The 18,880-nt window shown below is 43.3% G+C and carries 16 protein-coding genes; 8 read left to right on the plus strand and 8 right to left on the minus strand.

The window, feature by feature from the left end; all coding sequences use genetic code 11:
* Positions 1–55: 55 nt before the first annotated feature.
* Positions 56–1,423: a Sel1-like repeat-containing protein kinase family protein gene (locus tag L6421_RS00545; protein WP_237262025.1), complete on the plus strand. Its 1,368-nt coding sequence runs from the start codon at positions 56–58 to the stop codon at positions 1,421–1,423.
* 170 nt (positions 1,424–1,593) lie between these two features.
* Here the strand turns inward: L6421_RS00545 and L6421_RS00550 are convergent, their stop codons facing one another.
* Positions 1,594–2,001: a hypothetical protein gene (locus L6421_RS00550; RefSeq protein WP_237262026.1), complete on the minus strand. Its 408-nt coding sequence runs from the start codon at positions 1,999–2,001 to the stop codon at positions 1,594–1,596.
* Between the two features lie 172 nt (positions 2,002–2,173).
* Between L6421_RS00550 and L6421_RS00555 the strand changes: the two genes are divergently transcribed.
* Both L6421_RS00555 and L6421_RS00560 read left to right on the plus strand, forming a co-directional pair.
* A complete protein-coding gene (locus tag L6421_RS00555; RefSeq protein WP_237262027.1) occupies positions 2,174–2,692 on the plus strand; it encodes an adenine phosphoribosyltransferase in 519 nt (172 codons plus the stop codon).
* A gap of 23 nt (positions 2,693–2,715) precedes the next feature.
* Entirely contained in the window at positions 2,716–4,095 is a 1,380-nt protein-coding gene (locus L6421_RS00560; protein ID WP_237262028.1) for a GGDEF domain-containing protein, read from the plus strand.
* 79 nt (positions 4,096–4,174) lie between these two features.
* Here L6421_RS00560 and L6421_RS00565 read toward each other — a convergent pair whose 3' ends face one another.
* From L6421_RS00565 to L6421_RS00575, 3 genes are all read right to left on the minus strand, one after another.
* The gene (locus L6421_RS00565; protein ID WP_237262029.1) at positions 4,175–4,894 is read right to left on the minus strand and encodes a pseudouridine synthase; all 720 of its coding nucleotides are present in this window, start codon (positions 4,892–4,894) and stop codon (positions 4,175–4,177) included.
* A gap of 148 nt (positions 4,895–5,042) precedes the next feature.
* A complete protein-coding gene (gene argH, locus L6421_RS00570) occupies positions 5,043–6,437 on the minus strand; it encodes an argininosuccinate lyase (protein WP_237262030.1) in 1,395 nt (464 codons plus the stop codon).
* Between the two features lie 78 nt (positions 6,438–6,515).
* Positions 6,516–7,055 (minus strand): thioredoxin family protein, encoded by a 540-nt coding sequence (locus L6421_RS00575; RefSeq protein WP_237262031.1) that lies wholly within the window; start codon positions 7,053–7,055, stop codon positions 6,516–6,518.
* A gap of 332 nt (positions 7,056–7,387) precedes the next feature.
* On the opposite strand from L6421_RS00575, the gene hemC reads away from it, so the two are divergent.
* The 4 genes from hemC to L6421_RS00595 are packed head-to-tail and all read left to right on the plus strand — an operon-like array spanning position 7,388 to position 11,900.
* On the plus strand, positions 7,388–8,332 hold the full coding sequence (gene hemC, locus L6421_RS00580) for a hydroxymethylbilane synthase (protein ID WP_237262032.1): 945 nt from the start codon (positions 7,388–7,390) through the stop codon (positions 8,330–8,332).
* Positions 8,333–8,357: 25 nt separating this feature from the next.
* Positions 8,358–9,200 (plus strand): uroporphyrinogen-III synthase, encoded by an 843-nt coding sequence (locus L6421_RS00585; protein WP_237262033.1) that lies wholly within the window; start codon positions 8,358–8,360, stop codon positions 9,198–9,200.
* A gap of 8 nt (positions 9,201–9,208) precedes the next feature.
* Positions 9,209–10,687, plus strand: a complete 1,479-nt coding sequence (locus L6421_RS00590; RefSeq protein WP_237262034.1) for a hypothetical protein — start codon at positions 9,209–9,211, stop codon at positions 10,685–10,687.
* 37 nt (positions 10,688–10,724) lie between these two features.
* Positions 10,725–11,900 carry a heme biosynthesis HemY N-terminal domain-containing protein gene (locus L6421_RS00595; protein ID WP_237262035.1) on the plus strand — a complete coding sequence of 392 codons (1,176 nt, stop codon included), beginning with the start codon at positions 10,725–10,727 and terminating at the stop codon, positions 11,898–11,900.
* 315 nt (positions 11,901–12,215) lie between these two features.
* On the opposite strand, the gene L6421_RS00600 is transcribed toward L6421_RS00595, so the two are convergent.
* From L6421_RS00600 to xthA, 3 genes are all read right to left on the minus strand, one after another.
* Complete coding sequence (locus tag L6421_RS00600; protein ID WP_237262036.1) at positions 12,216–13,568, minus strand: GGDEF domain-containing protein; 1,353 nt, start codon at positions 13,566–13,568, stop codon at positions 12,216–12,218.
* 152 nt (positions 13,569–13,720) lie between these two features.
* Positions 13,721–14,410 carry an FAD-binding oxidoreductase gene (locus tag L6421_RS00605; RefSeq protein ID WP_237262037.1) on the minus strand — a complete coding sequence of 230 codons (690 nt, stop codon included), beginning with the start codon at positions 14,408–14,410 and terminating at the stop codon, positions 13,721–13,723.
* Positions 14,411–14,419: 9 nt separating this feature from the next.
* Positions 14,420–15,241: an exodeoxyribonuclease III gene (xthA, locus tag L6421_RS00610; RefSeq protein ID WP_237262038.1), complete on the minus strand. Its 822-nt coding sequence runs from the start codon at positions 15,239–15,241 to the stop codon at positions 14,420–14,422.
* Between the two features lie 389 nt (positions 15,242–15,630).
* On the opposite strand from xthA, the gene purU reads away from it, so the two are divergent.
* Positions 15,631–16,488 (plus strand): formyltetrahydrofolate deformylase, encoded by an 858-nt coding sequence (gene purU / locus L6421_RS00615; RefSeq protein WP_237262039.1) that lies wholly within the window; start codon positions 15,631–15,633, stop codon positions 16,486–16,488.
* Between the two features lie 117 nt (positions 16,489–16,605).
* Here purU and L6421_RS00620 read toward each other — a convergent pair whose 3' ends face one another.
* Complete coding sequence (locus L6421_RS00620) at positions 16,606–18,867, minus strand: tRNA(Met) cytidine acetyltransferase TmcA (protein ID WP_237262040.1); 2,262 nt, start codon at positions 18,865–18,867, stop codon at positions 16,606–16,608.
* Positions 18,868–18,880 lie beyond the last annotated feature (13 nt).

The raw sequence follows: 18,880 nt of genomic DNA on the forward strand, positions 1-18,880 counted from the left end.
TTTTAAACCGTTATAATGGTTTAGATATGTTGCAAAGAATGGAGAAAACTAAGGTATGTCTGATGAGGTTTTACCTGTGTTGGAACAACAGCCCGATTTGAGTAAGGTCAAGCTGCTTTTAGAGGGGGATATCGCTTCTATTTATAAGGTTAAGCAAACGACTGAAGCAGGTGTTGTGCGTAAACAGATTGTGCGGGTTATTGACGATATTAGCCACTATCAGGCTGTGAAGCGTGAAAAGGATTTGTTGCATTATTTAAATCAGTTTCCAGAATTCATGCACTTTAATGAAATCCGCAAAGTCGGATTTCGTTACCTGCAGTTTTTTGATTTTGTGGGTAAACGTACCCTTTCCCAAACAATTAAAAAGAAAGGTCCCTTACCGGTCAAGACCGCGAAACAATTGCTGGGTGATTTGCTTGCTATTCTAGAAAGAGTTCACCATGTTGGGTTTGTCCATGGTGATATTCGACCCGACAATATCATTATGGGAGACAAGCAGGCCTACCTCATTGATTGGTCGCATTCGATACCTTCATTAAGTTCATATGACTCGGAAACTATGTGTGGTGATAAACGTTATTTTGCACCAGAGCGTTTAAATGGCCAGGTAGAAGAGGCTAGTGATATCTATTCATTGGGTTGCACTTTGTACTTTGCCTTAACCGGCAAACATATTTATCGCTTAGATAAGGTCAACGATGAGGCTAAACAGCTTTGGGCACATGCACACCACACGGTCCATAAAATGAATAAGTTACCTATTTTTTGGCGTTATCTTATTTTCTGGATGACCCAGAAAGACCCGGAAAAGCGACCAGGCCTGGCTGAATTGAATGCTTGGTTAGAAGATTTCACGGTTCCTGATTGGGTTCGTCAGATGAGTGTTAGGGTCGATAAATCCTATCCTGAAGACCCTATGACGGTTTTGGCAGATGAGCATTATATGTATCCAATCTTTAAAAAGGCGTTGGAGAGCGAACAATCCGGTGATTTGGATACCGCTTTCAACCTTTATGAAAACTGTGCGTTTAGAGATTATTCACGTGCAGAAAATAATTTGGGTCGGATGTATGAGCAGGGTAAACCGGTAAGGGAATCCTATGCGATGGCCGCCAATATGTACCAACAGGCTTTCGAGAAAGGCAACCCTTATGCCGCTTATAATTTGGCGCGCTTGTTTGAACAAGGTTTGGGTATGCCTACCAACTTGGAACATGCTTTTAAGTTGTATCGTTATGCCGCGATGCGGGGTAACTTGGAAGCGCAAAATGCATTGGCGATGATGTATTTAGAAGGAAGAGGTACCGCCAAGAATGTGACTCAAGCCCGTTCTTGGTTTGGTTTGGCCGCCCAATATGGCCATGCCGCCGCAAAGAAAAATATTCGCACCCTCTTAAAAGAGTCAAAAACAATCATTTGATTTGAGAGGTTAGCTCAAGCCAATAAATGAACCTTCAAGGTCAAGACATACTGAGATTTTACTTGGTGGTTTTGGCCTTTTTTTATATCAAAATCATGACCAGGCCTGGTTATCTCTGGTTATCTACTGAGTAGCTGAAAAGTTATCGAGTCATGCTCAAAGGTCAGATTTTAGCGTTTTTGTTTGAGTAAATTGGCAAACGTTTTTAACCATTCACTGAATATCGGGTACTCTTCACGGCTCATTTCAATGACTTCTTTTACCGAATAGAGATTTAACGGCAATCCGATGCTGGAACAGGCCGCTTTCATCAAGTAAAGCAACTCTTCTTTTGTAAAGTTGGGATTGGGTAAAAAGTAAGTCGTTTTGGCTAAGAGCGTCGCATTGATAATCTCTGGCCATAATTTCTCAGGCACACGATGTTCATGCAATAAATCCTGATTAGGTTCATCGGCTTGCCACATTAAAAGCAGTTCATTTAATGGTGTCAATGTTAGCAAATGTTCGGCAATATCCCTTGCATGAGGTGGCAACTTTAAAAGCCCGGCCGTTTCGTATTTATTTTCTATTAGGTGCATAAGATATTTTGCTGATTAAACCATTATTTAGAAAGCCCAAAAGGCAATAGAATTGTTAGAATAATCATTTATTATTACAGAGTAAAGATGGTTTTCATAAGCCATGCTCGATTTTTGTTACTTTGGTCTTTTTTACAATGCGACATTCAATCAATAAAGTGAAAGGAAAATTATGGCCCACCACCCATTAGCGCAATATTTAGACTCTGTTCCGGATTTTCCAAAACCAGGTATTCTATTCAGTGATATCTCCCCTCTTTTAAAAAGCCATTTCGCAGAAACGATTGACGCCATCAGCGACTTGTTTTCACAGCAAGAGTGGGATGAGATTGACTGTTTGGCTGGAATTGAGTCTCGTGGTTTTATTTTTGCCGCCGCTTTAGCCTATAAGCACAAAAAAGGCTTTATCAAGGTGAGAAAACCGGGCAAATTGCCTAATGTCGCCGCATCCATCGAGTATGGTTTGGAATACGGTACGGACAGGCTTGAGATGCAGAAAGGGGATGGCAGTAAGATTGTTTTATTGGATGACTTGATCGCTACAGGTGGTTCAATGGGAGCGGCGGCGGCTTTGTGTGAAGAGGTTGGTTATAACGTTTATGGCATGGCATGCTTAATTGACTTGGCAAGTTTGAACAGCTTTAAATACAACGATATGGTTGTCCGTTCAGTCATACAATTTAACGATTAACCTTGTTGATACAGGACATTTGAATGCAAATCCCTAGACTTACCAAAAGTATCTTTTTAGACCAATTCATTTACATGCAAGTGGTGGGTGTAATCATTGGTTTAGCCTTTCCTCACTTTCTTGTATGGTACGGTTTTCCAGAAAGTGAAGTGCTGACTTGGGAGTTCTATTTGGTCACGCAAATTGCCGGACAAATGGTCGGTTTGCTGAGCTTTTTGATGATTTCGATGGTTATTAGACCGCATTTGAAGCAATTGGCGTTGAAAATGCAGGATATCGCAGAGGGTTTACAGGAAAAGGATTTTATCGATTACTCCGTAAAGTGCCATGAGCAACTTTGTACCATGGAAGTGCTTTCCAATGATGAAATCGGCGTAAGCGCCAGTGCCTACAATCAGCTATTAGCCGCGTTATTGTCCTCTCATGAAAATGAACAGGTCTTCAATAAATTCACTAAGGTTATGTCACAAAACCTTGAAGTGGAGACGCTCTCCGAAGAGACCATTAACCTACTTATTTCAGCAACCAAAATAGAAGCTGCAGCTATTTTATTGTACAAAAATGGTGAAATCGTGGTGGAAGCGACTCAGGGTATATTTCATCCTGAAACGCTCACCGAGCATACCACGGTGCTTGATGCGATTAATAAAGGTAAAGCCCAAAGGATTACCTTGCCCAAGCATATCCAGTTAGATGGGGTTTTAACGCAATTTACCCCAACGGAAGTGTTCATTGAGCCGATTGAGTTTAAAGGGACTCATTTAGGGGTGATGGTTGCTGCAACCGGCTCAGAAATGGCCGATGAACGTACCAATACGACGTTACATTTGTTTGCCCGTAGCATGGGATTGGCACTCAACAATGCATTGATACATTCCAAATTCCAGAGATTGGCGGCCTATGATGGATTGACCAATGTCTACAACCGCCGTTTTGGAATGGCTCGTCTTAAAGAAGATTTTGGCCGGGCAACTCGAGAGCAATCCGCATTGAGTGTGATAATGGTGGATATCGACCACTTTAAGAAAATAAATGATAACTATGGTCATTTGGTGGGTGATAAAGCGATTATTCTGATCGCTTCGATTCTTAAGAAGACCTTGCGTGATGGCGATATTGTGGTGCGTTATGGTGGTGAAGAGTTCTTGATGATTTTACAAGGTGCTAGCACCAAAGACGCGCTTGATGTCAGTGAAAGAATTCGCCATCAAGTTCAAGATACGATTTTCACAGAAGGTGATCAGCGAATCGATATTACCGTCAGTGTGGGCGTCTGTGGTTTCCCTGAAGTCCAAGTGCCTGATGAAGTGATGTTGATTGATAAAGCCGATCAAGCACTGTATCAAGCGAAACAGACTGGGCGTAACAAGGTCATTGCTTATGGAACGGCTTTGGCAGCTTGATGGTTTTTCGCTTCTAAATCAAACCTACCAGGCCTGGTAGGTTTGATTTCTGCAAAAGTTTTGTCTTAAAAAGGCGGGTTTATTCACCCTTTTCTGGCTTTGTCCGCCATATCGAATCGATTTCAGCTTGGCTTAAGGCTCGATAATCTCCAGGGCGTAAAGCCGAGTCTAATTTAATCTCTCCCACGGATTCCCGGTGTAGGTTTTTAACGCGATTGCCAGTTGCAGCAAACATGCGTTTGATTTGATGGTATCGCCCCTCATAAATGGTCAGACGACAGCTTGTTGGGCTGAGTATCTCGATTTCAGCTGGACTGGTGGTCATGTTTTCATAGGCAAAGTAAATGCCTTTGCTGAACAAATTCGCCGTTTGCGGTGAAATCGCATACACGGTTTCCACCCGATAGGTTTTAGGAACCTTTTGTTTAGGTTCGGTGATATGGCGTGACCATTTACCATCATTGGTCAGAATAAGCAGGCCTGTTGTCGCTCGATCCAAACGACCGGCAATATGTAAATCTTCCCGTTCGGTTTCGGCAATTAATTCGATGGCGGTAGTATGTTGTGGGTCAGTCGTGGCGCTCAATATTCCGGCCGGCTTGTTCATTAAAAAATAACGGGCGGGTTTATGTAGATTGAGCAACTTACCTTCAATGTGAATTTTTGAAAAATCGTTCACCGGATGGTCTCGCGATAAAGTGACCTGCTCATCCACTTTAATCTTCCCAAGATTGAGTAAGCGCAAAATCGATTTACGGCTCAATCCTGCATACTTGCTTAAATAACGATCTAAATGCACCGGAAGTTCTCTTAAATGTGAATGATGAATTAGGGTTTTATCAGGAAAGATAATAAAAAAGCCGCTAACAAATAAATGCGCGGCTTGGAAAAGTGACCAGTAAAACTACCACCAGGCCTGGTCGCTTTAGGTTTTGATGGCTTAAATCTTAAGACGCCAAATAGGCCTTAGCTCTTGCAACCGCCGCTCGTACTTGATTTGGAGCGGTACCCCCTAAATGATTACGTGCGGCAACAGAACCCTCAAGGGTTAATACCTCAAAGACATCATCGGTGATTTTGTCACAGAAACCTTGTAAGGTTTCCAATGACATTTCAGAAAGGTCCTCACCTGTCTTAATACCGTGGGCGACCGCCAACCCCACTACCTCGTGAGAGTCGCGGAACGCTAACCCTTTACCTACCAAGTAGTCAGCTAAATCAGTTGCGGTAGAGAAGCCGCGTTTAGCCGCTTCATAAGTGATTTCACGTTTAACTTGAATGGCAGGAACCATATCGGCAAATGCTCTTAAAGATCCTTTAACAGTATCGACGGTGTCAAACAAAGGTTCCTTATCTTCTTGATTGTCTTTGTTGTAAGCCAATGGCTGCGATTTCATCAAGGTTAACAAACTCATCAGGTGACCATAAACACGCCCGGTTTTACCACGAACCAATTCTGGTACGTCAGGATTTTTCTTTTGCGGCATAATCGATGATCCCGTGCAGAAGCGGTCAGGCAGATCAATGAACTGAAATTGTGCCGATGACCACAGAACCAACTCTTCAGAAAAACGTGATAGATGCATCATTAAGGTTGCGGCAAAATGCGTGAATTCGATTGCAAAGTCACGGTCAGAAACCCCGTCCAATGAATTTTCGGTAATACGTTCAAAGCCCAATAATTCTGCGGTGTATTCACGCTCAATCGGGTAGGTTGTGCCCGCTAAAGCGGCTGAACCCAAAGGCATGGTATTGACACGCTTGCGGCAGTCTTGCAAACGTTCTACGTCACGTTTAATCATCTCGAACCAAGCCAGCATATGGTGACCAAACGTCACTGGTTGAGCGGTTTGTAAATGGGTGAAACCAGGCATGATGGTATCGGCTTCACGTTCGGCCAATTCAACCAGGCCTGTTTGTAAACGCTTCAACTCAGGTAGAATCGCATCAATTTCATCACGAATATACAGACGGATATCGGTTGCTACTTGGTCGTTACGTGAACGACCGGTATGCAGTTTCTTACCGGTAATGCCGATCAGGTTGGTTAAACGCGCTTCGATATTCATATGAATATCTTCTTGTTTGATCGACCACTGAAACTCGCCCGCTTCAATTTCTTGTTGAACTTGCGTTAAGCCATTAATGATGTCATTGAGTTCAGCGTCATTCAAAATCCCCACTTTGGTGAGCATTTTGGCATGTGCGATAGAGCCTTGGATATCTTGTTTGTACATTCGGTTATCGAACTGAATCGAGGCGGTAAAGGCTTCTACAAAGGCATCGGTTGATTCACTGAAACGTGCGCTAGATAGTTTTTCTTGGTTGTGTTGATTGCTCATTTTTATCTCAAATTTTATTTAATTCGTATTGGGCATGCCGGATTGATTAGCTTAACCGCCAGTATTCATGCTGTCGTTTTATCGATGTTGTTGCCATTGAATCTCTAACTGTTCTGGTGTCAGCGGAATCTGTTTGTTTAGCCCCATGTTTTTATAGGCGATATTCAAATTTTGGTGAATGATCCCTGCATACATGGTGATTTCGGAAATACCAATGATTCGTGGAGCCACTTCTCTGCCAAAGCCATCAAGGAAAAGCACAGTAGGAGTTAAGTCCGCATTCAATTGGTAAGCCCATTTGTCTTTTTTAACGGGGCTGCCATGCCAATCAATCAAGGGCTGATCTTCATCGATGCCTACATGACGCATCAACACGACGGATTCTTCATATAGCCCACTTAATGCCATAGGATTGAAGACCTGTTCTTTTAATACTTGGCAATATTCACACCATTCAGCCCCAAACATTAACATGATGGGGAGTGCTTGCTGTTTCGACTTTTCGGCTAATGATTGTAAATCGTCCAACTCCTTAAAAGATGCTTCGGCATTTGATAAAGAAGGGGTTATACAGAAAGTGGTGAGCATAAACAGATAGACAAAGACTCTCTTTGACATTGCAAGCTCCTACTGTAATCAAAAGTGTTAAACGTTAGTAAACAAACCTTGTTCTGAATGTGATGTGTAGCGTTCTGTTTTATTCTCTGGTTTTGGGTCGAATAAAAATCCCACCAAACGCGTTCAATTCATTCCAAATTAGCTTAAAGCATTCACTTAAGCTCTTATTTTAACGAAAACTTTAAGAGGATTTTCAGTAAAATGGTTGAATTAATCAATCAATCTTAAAAGAATTATCGTAAACCGCATAAAAGCTTAAATCATAAAATTCAAACAGCTTGGTTTTAATCAAGTTGATTTGGCTTGTTCAGCGCGGAGAATTGGAAAACAGCATGAAAAAAACCTTAAGAATCGCCACCCGTAAAAGCCCATTAGCCATGTGGCAAACTGAATTTGTTAAAGCAGAGTTGGAAAAAGCCCACCCTGGCTTAGAAGTTATTTTGCTGCCCATGTCGACCAAAGGGGACAAGATTCTTGATGTGCCATTAGCTAAAATTGGTGGAAAAGGACTCTTCACCAAAGAGCTTGAAGACCGCATGATGGATGGCGACGCGGATATTGCGGTGCATTCAATGAAAGATGTGCCGATGGAATTGCCGGAAGGGTTTGCTTTGGGTGCGATTTTAGAACGTCATGCCCCCACGGATGCGTTTGTTTCAAACCAATACGACACCTTTGATGCTTTGCCGCAAGGGGCGATTTTAGGGACATCCAGCTTGCGTCGTAAAGCGCAGTTGATGGCGATTAGACCTGACCTGGATGTGCGTGATTTACGTGGTAATGTGGGAACCCGTTTAGGAAAGTTGGATGCGGGTGAATATGATGCGATTATCTTGGCAACCGCAGGTTTGCAGCGTTTAGGTTTGGACGAAAGGATTCGTCATGAACTGTCGCCGGAAGTGTGTTTGCCAGCGGTGACCCAGGGAACAATCGGTATTGAATATTTTGCTAAGGACACGGAAACTTTAGAGATTATTCAGGTTCTGAACCATAAAGAAACCGAAATTCGTACCACTGCCGAGCGCGCCATGAACCATCATTTAGAAGGTGGTTGCCAGGTTCCTATTGGGGTGTTTGCAGAGTTAGATGGCGATGATTTGAAAATGCGCGGCTTAGTTGGGACTTTAGACGGCTCTGAAATCCTAACCGCAAGCATCGAAGGTAAGGCCGAACAGGCTCAGGAATTGGGTGTGGACTTAGCCAAAAAACTGTTGGCGCAGGGGGCTAAAGCCATTTTAGATGAAGTCTATGCCAATGATGCCCATAATAAAGGTTAAGAAAACGTTTGTCGGTTAGCGAAGGATGAACAGCTTATTCGGGTTAACTCTGTTGAATACTCGGCCTGCTCATCAGGCAAAGGTATTAACGGATTTGGTTGAATCGCAAGGTGGGCAGGTCATTGCTTGCCCATTGATGGATATCGAGTGGATGGCGTTGTCCGAGGGCAAGCTCGCCAATTGCCAATCATTTGATAAGGTCATTTTTACCAGTAGCAATGCGGTTGAAGGTTGGCGACGTTTTCAAGAAAAAATCCGCCCGGCGGATAAAGCGTTATTTGCCCATTCAGATTATTATGCCATTGGCAAAGCGACACAAGCTAAAGGTCAAGAAGCAGGCTTGAAGATTCGAAGCCTGTCTTTAAAGCAGTTTGATAGCGAACATTTTTTAGCGCATGAAGAAATGTTGGCGGTTGCTGGTGAATCTATCGCCTTGATGAAAGGGGTGGAAGGGCGCACCTTGATTGAGGATACACTTTTACAACGTGGTGCGAAGGTCACCTCCTTTGAGGTTTATCAGCGCCAAGCTGTAACGTTTTGTGATGTTGCCTGGCAACGGTTTTTAAATGCCAAACAGCCTGTTTTGCTAATCAGTAGTTTAGACAGTTGGCATAAGCTGTTGGCGGCCATTATGAGGTATAGTGGTTCTGAGTATACTGATTTGGATCAAAGCGATAAAAATCAAAACGAGTGTAAGCAAAAAGAAATTATGCAGGCGGAGTTTTGGTCAAAAATTACGAGTGCAGTTGTAATGAGTCAACGCATTGCGAGTGCTATGCAAAACGAAGGTTTTAAACGCCCTATTGCCGTAGTGGAAACCCAAAGCAATGAAGGGATTGTTAAAGCTCTACAGAGTGTTTTAAATTAGGTGGAAAAATGTCTAAACGTATAAAACCGAATGCGGAACATCGCATTGTTGATGGCGAGATCATTCCAGATAGCTTGGCGAGCATTGATGAAAAAATCGAACGCGGCAAGGCTTATTCAGAGCAAAAGGCTGAGCAATCATTGGGTGATGTAAACCTCTCGAGTGAAGATATCAATGACCTGGGTGAAGATGTGGATCCTCGGGCATCGATTTCCGAAGGGATTGATCTGAAGGCAGAAAACAAACCGCATTCGCCAGGCTTTATCCGTAAATATAAGTCTTATCTATTCTCTTTAGTGCTCTTGCTTGCGATTGTCGCCACACTTTATATTACCCGCCCTAATTTGGATTGGGAGATTCAGCGTATTAACGACTTACAGAGTCAGATAGCGGAATTGCGCCAAGAAAATAGCGCGCTAGAAGTTCGCATGCAAGAACAGCAAAAAGCTTTAATCGCCCGGGTTGATAGTCAATTGCAAAAAGCGCTTGATAATCCCGAAAACCAAGTGCTAATCACCCAAGCCGATTTGTCTCAAATCAAAGAACAAACCAATCAACAGCTGGAAAAAATCCAAGAAAAACTTGCCAGTTTAGGTGGTCAAGGTGAAGTCCAGGTAGAGCAAGCTCTTGCACAACTTGAGCAACTGGCTAAAAAGGCACAGCAAGAGTTGCAGCCGAGTGATGAGCAGTTAAAGGCGTTGAAAGAGGTCGAGCAGACTCTACAAGCCCAAATCGACGGCTTTAGCGAAAAACTTGGTGAGTTATTCCAGTTTAAAAAAGAGCAGCAAGTGTTAACCAAACAACCTCCCGTCCTGAAGTTGGATATGCCACTGGACAGTCTGCAAATTCAGCAGTGGATTGTTGAAATCAACACCCAATGGATTCTGAACGGTCGTGTCGAGGAAACGCAACAACAGTTGTTGGCTCTAGAGCAGGCGGCCAGTTTGAGCGATTTTGCACACACCACCCAGTTGGCACGCTTGATTGGTCAGGATTTAGGGTATTTAAACCAAGTGCAGGGAGACGCTTTGAGTTATCCTTTGCCAACTACGGATAAGCTTAAAAAAGCCGTGAATAATTTGAGCGCGGATAATTTATTTACGTCAGCGGATACCACTAAACCACAAGATGCCGAGAGTTCGGATAGCGGCCATGGTTTTGACAATCTGTTGAATAAGTTTAGCCAGATGATTACGGTCAAAAAACGTCCTGAAGAGGGAGCCTTGGCCGAGGTGGATGGTTTGTTGATGAATGATGTGCTCTTGCAAAGGCTTGGGTTGTTGATTGACCGTTTGGATTGGGGTATGCAGACCCACTCTTCACAAATGGTAAACAAAGCCAGTGACGATATTAAGGCTTTCATAAAACGGCATTATGCGAAATCCTTCTCCGAATTCAATCTTTTATTAACCCCTTTTGAAAACGTGCAGTTTACGGATAAACAAACGTTATCCATTGTGACATTGGATCAGGCGGTTAGTGAGTGATTATGGTTTTGTTTGATATCGAAGAGTTAACCTTATCATGCGTTTAATTTTTATACTTGCGATTGTCTTTTTTGCAGCGACTTCTTTAACGACGATGCTGTTGTACGATAACGGTCAAGTCTCTATGGTTTGGGGTGACTGGGTTGTACAGACTAGTGTGAGCTTTTTGATCTCCGCCGCCATCATTGGTTTTATAGTGGTTTATGCGTCAATTCGTTTGTTGTTGAATATTTGGCATATTCCTCTGTTTTGGCGAAAACAGCGTCGATTACGTCAGTACAGTAAAGCGGAAACCGCTATGGCAAAAGGGATGATTGCGCTTGAATACGGTGATTGGCATAGAGCTGAGAAAGAACTGATTAAGAGTGCCAAAAATAGCGAAGCGGGTCTGGTGCATTATCTGAGTGCCGCAAAAATGGCGCACAATCAAAAAGCCTATCATCGTCGCAACCAATACCTTGAACAAGCTAGAGGTGTCTATCCAGATGAATATGTCACTATAGGGTTGGTTGAAGCACGATTACTTGCGGAAGATAAGCCCGATACCGCGTTAGCTATTTTGCAAGCCCTGCATGAACAACAGCCTAAAAATCCGACTATTTTGGCTGAATATGCACTGGGTTTGAAACAGCAGGGCTATTGGGAGACCTTGGCCGAATTGCTTCCGGAAATTAAGAAAACACGCGCTTTGGACAGCACCCAATATGCGCTATTGGAACAGCAATTTTGGTCCGGGAAGCTGGCCTCCGCGGTCGATGAAGAAGCTTTAGCACAGATTTGGCAGTCACTCTCTAAGAAGCAACAGATGGTGCCTGAAATATTGGCAGAATATGTTGAACAAAGAATGGGTTGGAATGAAGAAGTCACCTTGGAATCTTTATTGGAAAAGGCCATAAAAAAACAGTGGGACGACCGCTTGGTTTATCAATATGGTCGATTGACATTGGGGCCGGCTTTCGAGCGTTTAAAAACAGCGGAAAAATGGCGTAGTATCCAAGGGGACGATAATCCGGTGCTGCTGCTCACTTTAGGTAGATTAGCCTGTCAGAGCCAATTATGGACCCTTGGACAGAACTATTTAAAACAGAGTCTACAAATCAGGGCCGAAGTTGAAACCTTCCATGCTTTGGCTCAGTGTTATGAAGCTGAAGGTAAGGAAAACCAAGCGGCATTGACCTACAAAGAAGCGATAATGCAATTAGAAAAGAAGTAATTGCCCTCTATCTATAATCCATTTCAAAAACCCACCAGGCCTGGTGGGTTTTTTTTAGGTTTTTCCTGGTTTTGCAAGGTTTATGAACATCCCGGCATTTCTTGTTATCGGTATGATTGATGCGGTTGTATGTGTAGTTTTTTTACCAAAGTGAATGGGGTTTGATGTTTGAATGTTTACGTGCGAAAGGAAAGGCGCTTGCTGTACTCGCTAGCTAGGTTTGTGGTTATTGAGATAGAGCAGAATTGAAATGTAAAAAAACCAACCGTAAGGGGTTGGTTTTTATGGGTAGATTACACTTCGTGAACTGAATTTTTATTTGTTTTCAGCTGGAGGATAACGTCCGGTCAACTCTTTGGATTCACGCATCGATACCAGTGCGGATTTCAGTAAGTCTTTTGCTGTTGCATGGTCACCTGTATAAGTTGAAGAACCCACTTGAATGGTGAATTCATATTCGGGACGTGCAATCGAGCTCTGAATGTTGCTAGGGATTTCACTGTGTATCAAACGGTGGTAGATGTCTTTTTTCACTACTTCCGCTCCGGCTTCATCGGTTTCCGGCGCAACGACGGCAAAAATGTGTTCTTCTAGCCTGAACGCCATATCGGTTTCGCGGGTGTCATTGTGCAGAATTTCCCCAAATACCAGGTATTTTGAACCAGGAGCTTCCATTTCAATGTTTTTAGCCGTTGCATTCAACACTTTGACATTGACCAGTTTGATCAACAGTAGAGAGAACGAATGTTGGTAACGGTGGCTACGGAACAATTCATATTTCATGACTTCGTTAAATCGTTCTTTATGGAAAAGCCCAGTTTGGTGTTCAGTAACAACCAGGGCATCCAGTTTGTCGTAGATTCCCTTGATCGTGTGTATGTGGGCCGAAATGCTTTCATCGATTTGATCGATTTCTATCATCTTTTGTGGGGTGCGCTCCCAATCGATTTGCTGTTCATGACTACTTAGTCTTAAGCGTTTAACACGCTCATTTAAACCATCCAGTGGTACAAGCAGGTTGGTTTGGACCAGTCTGTTGGTGATGACGGTTGCAACAACAATGAAAATAGTCAGGAAGACGATGAAAAAGGTGATGATTGAGGTAGCCGAGAGCTGGTTAATGGACATTGGAACTTGAAGTACCATTGTTCCGGCAAGTGCACCTGTGTAGATTTCACCTGTTTTCACTTCTTGCGAGTGGCAGACTAAACATTGATTTTGGAATTTGATAGGAATGGCTGCATTGATCGTGCTGTTTAATACATTGGTCTCAATGATTAGACGTTCATTGCGTTGCACTTCTTCAATCAAGCGTTTGAAGGTAGCTGTAGTCGGTGTTGACGGGTCGACAACATCGTCCTCTTCTGGGTTTAAAAACTGCGGCGCTTTTTGCAAGAAGAGTGCAGCATTTGGCATTTTCTCACGAATACGCTGGTAAACCTTATCGATATTATAAGGTTGCCAACCGGTATTCAGGTGCTCATTAACAGCCTCATAACTTTGTGTTTCTAAGTTTTCGATATCGGAGTTAATCGCATGATTAAGCGCAAAAAAAGCTGGAATACCTGTCAAAGGCAAGCTAATTGCAAAGGCTACTGCAATTGCAATAAACAGCTGATTCAGAAGTACCGATTTGAATGTGTATTGTTTAAAGTTAATTTTTGCCATGATCGTCTTTTAAGTTGTTCACTTCTGCATTATAGTTCAGCAAAATGAGTATTTTAATCTATTAGACATCAATAAATTAATAAGGGTATTAACTTGTTCATGATTGCCTTTAAAACAGGCTGTTTTTAACTTTATCCTTACTAACTTACCATTTAGTGTACTAACTTCTCTTGGGATAATCCCGCATCAATGAAAGCCTGTTTTGCCGTTTGTATCATCGCCCATGGCCCGCACATGTAAACAGAGGCATGAGCCAAACTTGCATGGTGTTTCAATACGGTTTCATGTACTAGCCCGGTTTCACCTTTCCAATCTTGAATCTCATCTGAGACAACCGGAACATAATTAATATGAGGTTCTTTTTGCATTAAGTCAATAAGCCAATCATGCATGTATAGGTCATCAGCAGTGCGAACCCCCCAGTAAAACGTGATGGGCACCTGGATATTTTGACGCAAAGATTCAATCAAAAGTGCGCGTAACGGGGCAAAACCCGTACCCCCGGCAACAAAGATAATTGCTTCATGTGCCGGCATTAATGCCATTTGAGGTTTGGGGCCTTGCATGACCAAGTTATCGCCAGCTTGAACAGCAAATAGCTTTTCCATCCATTCGTTATTCGGCTGCTTACGAATATGACATTCAATCAAGCCATCTTCCCTAGGTGCGTTGGCGATTGAGAAAGGTTTGAGTTCATCGGTTTCAAAACCTAACATAATATAATCGCCTGAGGTATAGGAGATTGGGTGTTCAGGCTTTAATAGCAATTGAATGATTTGTGGCGCAAGTGTATGAACGTGAATCACTTTCATTACATGGGTTTGTGTGTCAGTGGTTGACATTAAGTTTCCTTAAAATTTAAATTCGGTCCAAACAGGAGCATGGTCAGAGGGCTTTTCCATACCTCTTACGTTATAACTGACTTCACTTTTAGTGGCTTTTTCATTGAGTGTGGCTGTCGCTAACACGGTATCGATACGCAGACCTCGTCGCGGTTCACGGTCGAATCCTTTGGAGCGGTAATCAAACCAGCTAAAGACATCATTGGTTTCTGGATGAATGGTTCTGAAGGTGTCAATCAACCCCCAGTCCAAAAGGCGTTGCCACCACTCTCTCTCTTCTGGCAAAAAGCTGGTTTTTCCATCACGCAACCAGCGTTTGCGATTAGGTTCACCAATCCCGATATCCAAATCGGTTGGAGAGATATTAAAATCACCAATCACGGCAAGTTGTTGCTTGGGGTCGCAATCGCTATTCAAATAGTCCATTAAATCTTGATAAAACTTCTCTTTAGCAGGGAATTTAACCGGATGTTCGCGGTTTTCACCCTGAGGGAAATAGCCATTGATCACTCTAACGACTTCACTATTTTCAAAAGCAAAATCTCCAATGATCATGCGTTTTTGGGCATCTTCGGTATCGCTCTTCCAACCTTTCTGTGAATCAATCAGCTCAATCCCATTGCGATACAGCAATGCCACACCGTAGTGTGTTTTTTGCCCCATATAAATCGCGTTGTATCCCATTGCATGAATCTCATCGATTGGAAACTCATGGTCTTGTACTTTGGTTTCTTGAAGGCCGATAATATCAGGTGCAATTTGGTCGGTTAAGGCTTGAAGTTGATGTAAACGTAAACGAACGCTATTGGTATTGAAAGATACGATTTTCACTGAGATTTCCAAATGGGGTTTTATGTGTCTGTTAGATGGTTATAAATTATAGCGAAAATTTAGCTTGTAGTGTCTGTAAAAGCCTGGTTGATAATGGTTTTTTATAAAACGAACACTTGCTTGAGCATATACATCTCAATCGGCATGGTTGTGCAAGAAAAGCATATTTTTAGAGTGAGGATAGAGAGCGAATCGCGCTAAATTGCGCCAAGATAATGTCGGTGCTGCCAAGCTGCTGCAAAAACGCTTTATACCTCAATCACTAAGGGGGTAAAAACAGCTATGTATTGCAACTAAATGACTTATAAAGCACCGTTTGTTGTGTTAGATTATCAATCTTGTTATCGACATTATTATATCCATCTTAAATTTTTAAAGAGAGTAGCTTTATGAGCCATGTTTATCGATTAGTGATTTCTTGTCCTGACCAGGTTGGGATTGTTGCCAAGGTTGCGGAATATATTGCTGGGCAAGGCGGCTCGATTGTCGAAGCGAATCATCATACCGATGCCAATAATGGCTGGTTTTTTATGCGCCATGAGATTTTGGCAAGCTCTTTAAACATGAGTTTACATGACTTTGAAAAAGGCTTTCAGCAAGTCGCCGATGCATTTGATATGGAGTGGTATATTTCGGATTCCGAAAAACCGAAAAAAATCGCATTATTTGCCTCTAAAGAGTCGCACTGTTTGGCGGATTTACTGCACCGTTGGCATGAGAATGAGTTGCCGGGCGAGGTGGTTTGTGTGATTGCCAATCACGATGATTTACGCTCTATGGTGGAGTGGTATAAAGTGCCGTTCCATCATGTGCCTGTAACTCCGGATACCAAGCCGCAAGCGTTTGCCGAGACCGAGGCGATTGTTGCCCAGTACGATGCGGACGTGATTGTGTTGGCCCGTTATATGCAAATTCTGCCACCACAGATGTGTCGTGATTATGCCAGCCAAGTGATCAATATCCATCACAGCTTCTTACCCTCTTTTGTCGGGGCAAAACCTTATCATCAAGCGAGTGAACGTGGTGTTAAGTTGATTGGTGCAACCTGTCACTATGTCACCGAAGACTTGGATGAAGGGCCGATTATCGAACAGGATGTGATTCGTGTGAACCACTCCAAAACCATTGAAGATTTAAAGCGACTAGGGCGTGATGTGGAAAAAACCGTGCTGGCACGTGGTTTACGTTATCACCTAGAGGATAGGGTGTTGATTCACGGCAATAAAACCGTGGTATTTGATTCTTAATGGGCGTTTTTGCCTGTTGTAAACCAAAAAGCGACCAGGCCTGGTCGCTTTCACAAACCGCGTTAAATTTGCACTGAAAAACCGCTGACAAAAGCTTTGTCAGCGATTTTTTTATCTTCAATATCTATGTACGCCACTGGCTGGGCTTTTGTTTATCGCCTCCAGTTTGTGGGTTAGGCTGTTAAGGTTATTCCAATCGCTTATTATCTTTTTGAGCGCTTCCTCCACCCCTTTACGACCAGCTAGGTGGTGCTGGTGGGCGACCTCTTGCCATGACATTTTTTTAAGAATCTTGTCACACCAGATTGTTTGTTCAACAATCGAGCTCTGACGGATAACCGGTGCAGACTGGATACTCCATTCCCAAATTCGGCTACTAATCGCCTCGTAAGGTCGTTTGTTGTTGAGGTAGTTCTGTAAGACCCTATCGAGTTTATGGTTGCGTTGCTTAAAGCGAAAGGTTTGAATGATTTGCCAAATCTGGATGGCGGATAAATTGGGTAGCGATTCCAATAAAAGATGCGGGAACTGTTGTTGAAAACGTTCCTGAATCAGCGCTAATGCTTGTCTAGCCATGGCGCTAAGCGGTTTAGTGACCACAATGTTGTGGCTACCACTCGCCTTGTCTCGCTTAACCCCCACATGCAGTGGCCAAAAATTTTGCTTGAACCAAAACGGTAGCAATTCATCACTCGCGCCAAAACTACTGCTGAGATAATCCACACGTGCGTTGGTGGCTAAGGTTTCAATCTCTTTAGTCAGCTGTAAACCAATGCCATTGCGTTGATATTCGGGGTGCACGGCAATGCGCATAATACGCCAGGTGGAGAGCATCAAAAAGTTATCTTGAGCGTAGTTTTTGGTGAGCAGCTGCGGCACCAAATGTCCGTGTGCACGTTTGGTGCTCGGGCCTAGTTTGCCTTCTTCAACACACAGTAGGGCACCGATGATCTGGGTTTGACCGTTTTGTTTGAAGCTCGCCACCAAAATATGAATATTGGGTGCATTCAGCAGTTGTTGCAAATCATTGGGGCTGGTTTGGTAGTGGGCTTGTACCAGTAAGCCAAATAAAGATTCCAATAGTCCGGATTGGCTAAGCAGTTGTTTGGCCGTTAGTTGTTGATATTTTATTTCTGGCAGTCGTCCTGGCTGGGGAGAGGTTTGGCTTTCAGATAATCCGCTATTCAATAACAGAGCTTGGTTGATCGATTTTTCTAAAGGGTCGTTTTCTGCCCAGCGAATCGGTTGGTTGAGTTGGCTCGTTTTCCAGTCGGGGGTATGCTGTTCCAACTGTTTTTTGAAACGCAACTCAAACCCTCTGCCTGACCCTTCATAGCCATGCAGCGTGGTTGCGAATACCAAACGATGATGGCGCATCAACAACTCGGTTAATAGCGGCGTAGGGAGGTGTGCGGCCTCATCAACCAGCAGTAAATCCGCGGTAGTCGGGCTTAAGATGAGAGCATCCGGGGCAATGAATTCAATGCATTTGTTTTGCTGGTTGTATTCAAATTCAACCAGGCCTGGTTTATTGGCGATAATGTTTAAGTTAAGGGTGGCATCTTGTTGCTGTAAGGTTTGTAAGGCGTACTGCGCATGTTTAAATACGGCCTGTGTTTGGTCTAAACGGCTAGCGGTGACCACAATGTGATTTTTACCATCCAATAGGCAGTCTATCGCCGCAATCCCTAAGGCGCTGCTTTTACCGCGGCCGCGGTCGGCAGTGATGACCAATGGGCGTTTGCGATGACCGAAAGCGACGGTATGTATGGCTTTAATCGCCTGCGTCTGGTCTTGAGTTGGCAGTTCAATATCGATAACGGCGCCGTTTATTGCCGGTGGTATCGCAGGGGTGTTTTTGTGTTGTTCCAACCAGACAACGTCATCGGTCTGCCAGCTTTGAATAAGGTGTTGGGTGAAACCATTGTGGGCTTGTTGAATGGTCAGCGGGGTATTTAAAAAACGGCTGTTTTCGGGGTTGACGATTGACGGCCAAATCTGTTTTTTAGGTGTAAGCAACACCAGTAAACCACCTGCAGTGATCATGCCTGCAAGTATGCCCAAAGTGTCGGCGCTTAAGCCTTGCTTAACGTCGATGATGGCACCGCTGATTTCTTGTCCTAAATGGTAACTAAGGCGTTTCGCTTCAAGCGGTTCAACGGCATAATCGAGTAGTGCCTGTGCGTTATGCAACAGCGTATTTTCTTCAGAACCGGATTCGCCGTTCAGTGAAGTTGAACCAATCCAAAAAATCTTTTCATCGGTTTTATACAGCCCTTTTAGTTGTTGCATTTGCCAATGAGTGTCGCCACTTAAAATCACCAGTTTCCGATGCTGTTTTTGCAAAAGTTGTTGACGAAGGTTAATCAGTTCAGACATAAGATAGATTCAT

Origin of the sequence: Thiomicrorhabdus immobilis (assembly GCF_021654855.1) — a bacterium.
GTDB classification, from domain to species: domain Bacteria; phylum Pseudomonadota; class Gammaproteobacteria; order Thiomicrospirales; family Thiomicrospiraceae; genus Thiomicrorhabdus; species Thiomicrorhabdus immobilis.

What these genes read in the sequence shown, in the direction of transcription:
- L6421_RS00545 (WP_237262025.1), top strand. Translation starts at nt 56, where the DNA reads ATGTCTGATGAGGTTTTACCTGTGTTGGAACAACAGCCCGATTTGAGT.
- L6421_RS00550 (WP_237262026.1), bottom strand. Translation starts at nt 2,001, where the DNA reads ATGCACCTAATAGAAAATAAATACGAAACGGCCGGGCTTTTAAAGTTG.
- L6421_RS00555 (WP_237262027.1), top strand. Translation starts at nt 2,174, where the DNA reads ATGGCCCACCACCCATTAGCGCAATATTTAGACTCTGTTCCGGATTTT.
- L6421_RS00560 (WP_237262028.1), top strand. Translation starts at nt 2,716, where the DNA reads ATGCAAATCCCTAGACTTACCAAAAGTATCTTTTTAGACCAATTCATT.
- argH (WP_237262030.1), bottom strand. Translation starts at nt 6,437, where the DNA reads ATGAGCAATCAACACAACCAAGAAAAACTATCTAGCGCACGTTTCAGT.
- L6421_RS00575 (WP_237262031.1), bottom strand. Translation starts at nt 7,055, where the DNA reads ATGTCAAAGAGAGTCTTTGTCTATCTGTTTATGCTCACCACTTTCTGT.
- hemC (WP_237262032.1), top strand. Translation starts at nt 7,388, where the DNA reads ATGAAAAAAACCTTAAGAATCGCCACCCGTAAAAGCCCATTAGCCATG.
- L6421_RS00585 (WP_237262033.1), top strand. Translation starts at nt 8,358, where the DNA reads ATGAACAGCTTATTCGGGTTAACTCTGTTGAATACTCGGCCTGCTCAT.
- L6421_RS00590 (WP_237262034.1), top strand. Translation starts at nt 9,209, where the DNA reads ATGTCTAAACGTATAAAACCGAATGCGGAACATCGCATTGTTGATGGC.
- L6421_RS00595 (WP_237262035.1), top strand. Translation starts at nt 10,725, where the DNA reads ATGCGTTTAATTTTTATACTTGCGATTGTCTTTTTTGCAGCGACTTCT.
- L6421_RS00600 (WP_237262036.1), bottom strand. Translation starts at nt 13,568, where the DNA reads ATGGCAAAAATTAACTTTAAACAATACACATTCAAATCGGTACTTCTG.
- L6421_RS00605 (WP_237262037.1), bottom strand. Translation starts at nt 14,410, where the DNA reads ATGTCAACCACTGACACACAAACCCATGTAATGAAAGTGATTCACGTT.
- purU (WP_237262039.1), top strand. Translation starts at nt 15,631, where the DNA reads ATGAGCCATGTTTATCGATTAGTGATTTCTTGTCCTGACCAGGTTGGG.
- L6421_RS00620 (WP_237262040.1), bottom strand. Translation starts at nt 18,867, where the DNA reads ATGTCTGAACTGATTAACCTTCGTCAACAACTTTTGCAAAAACAGCAT.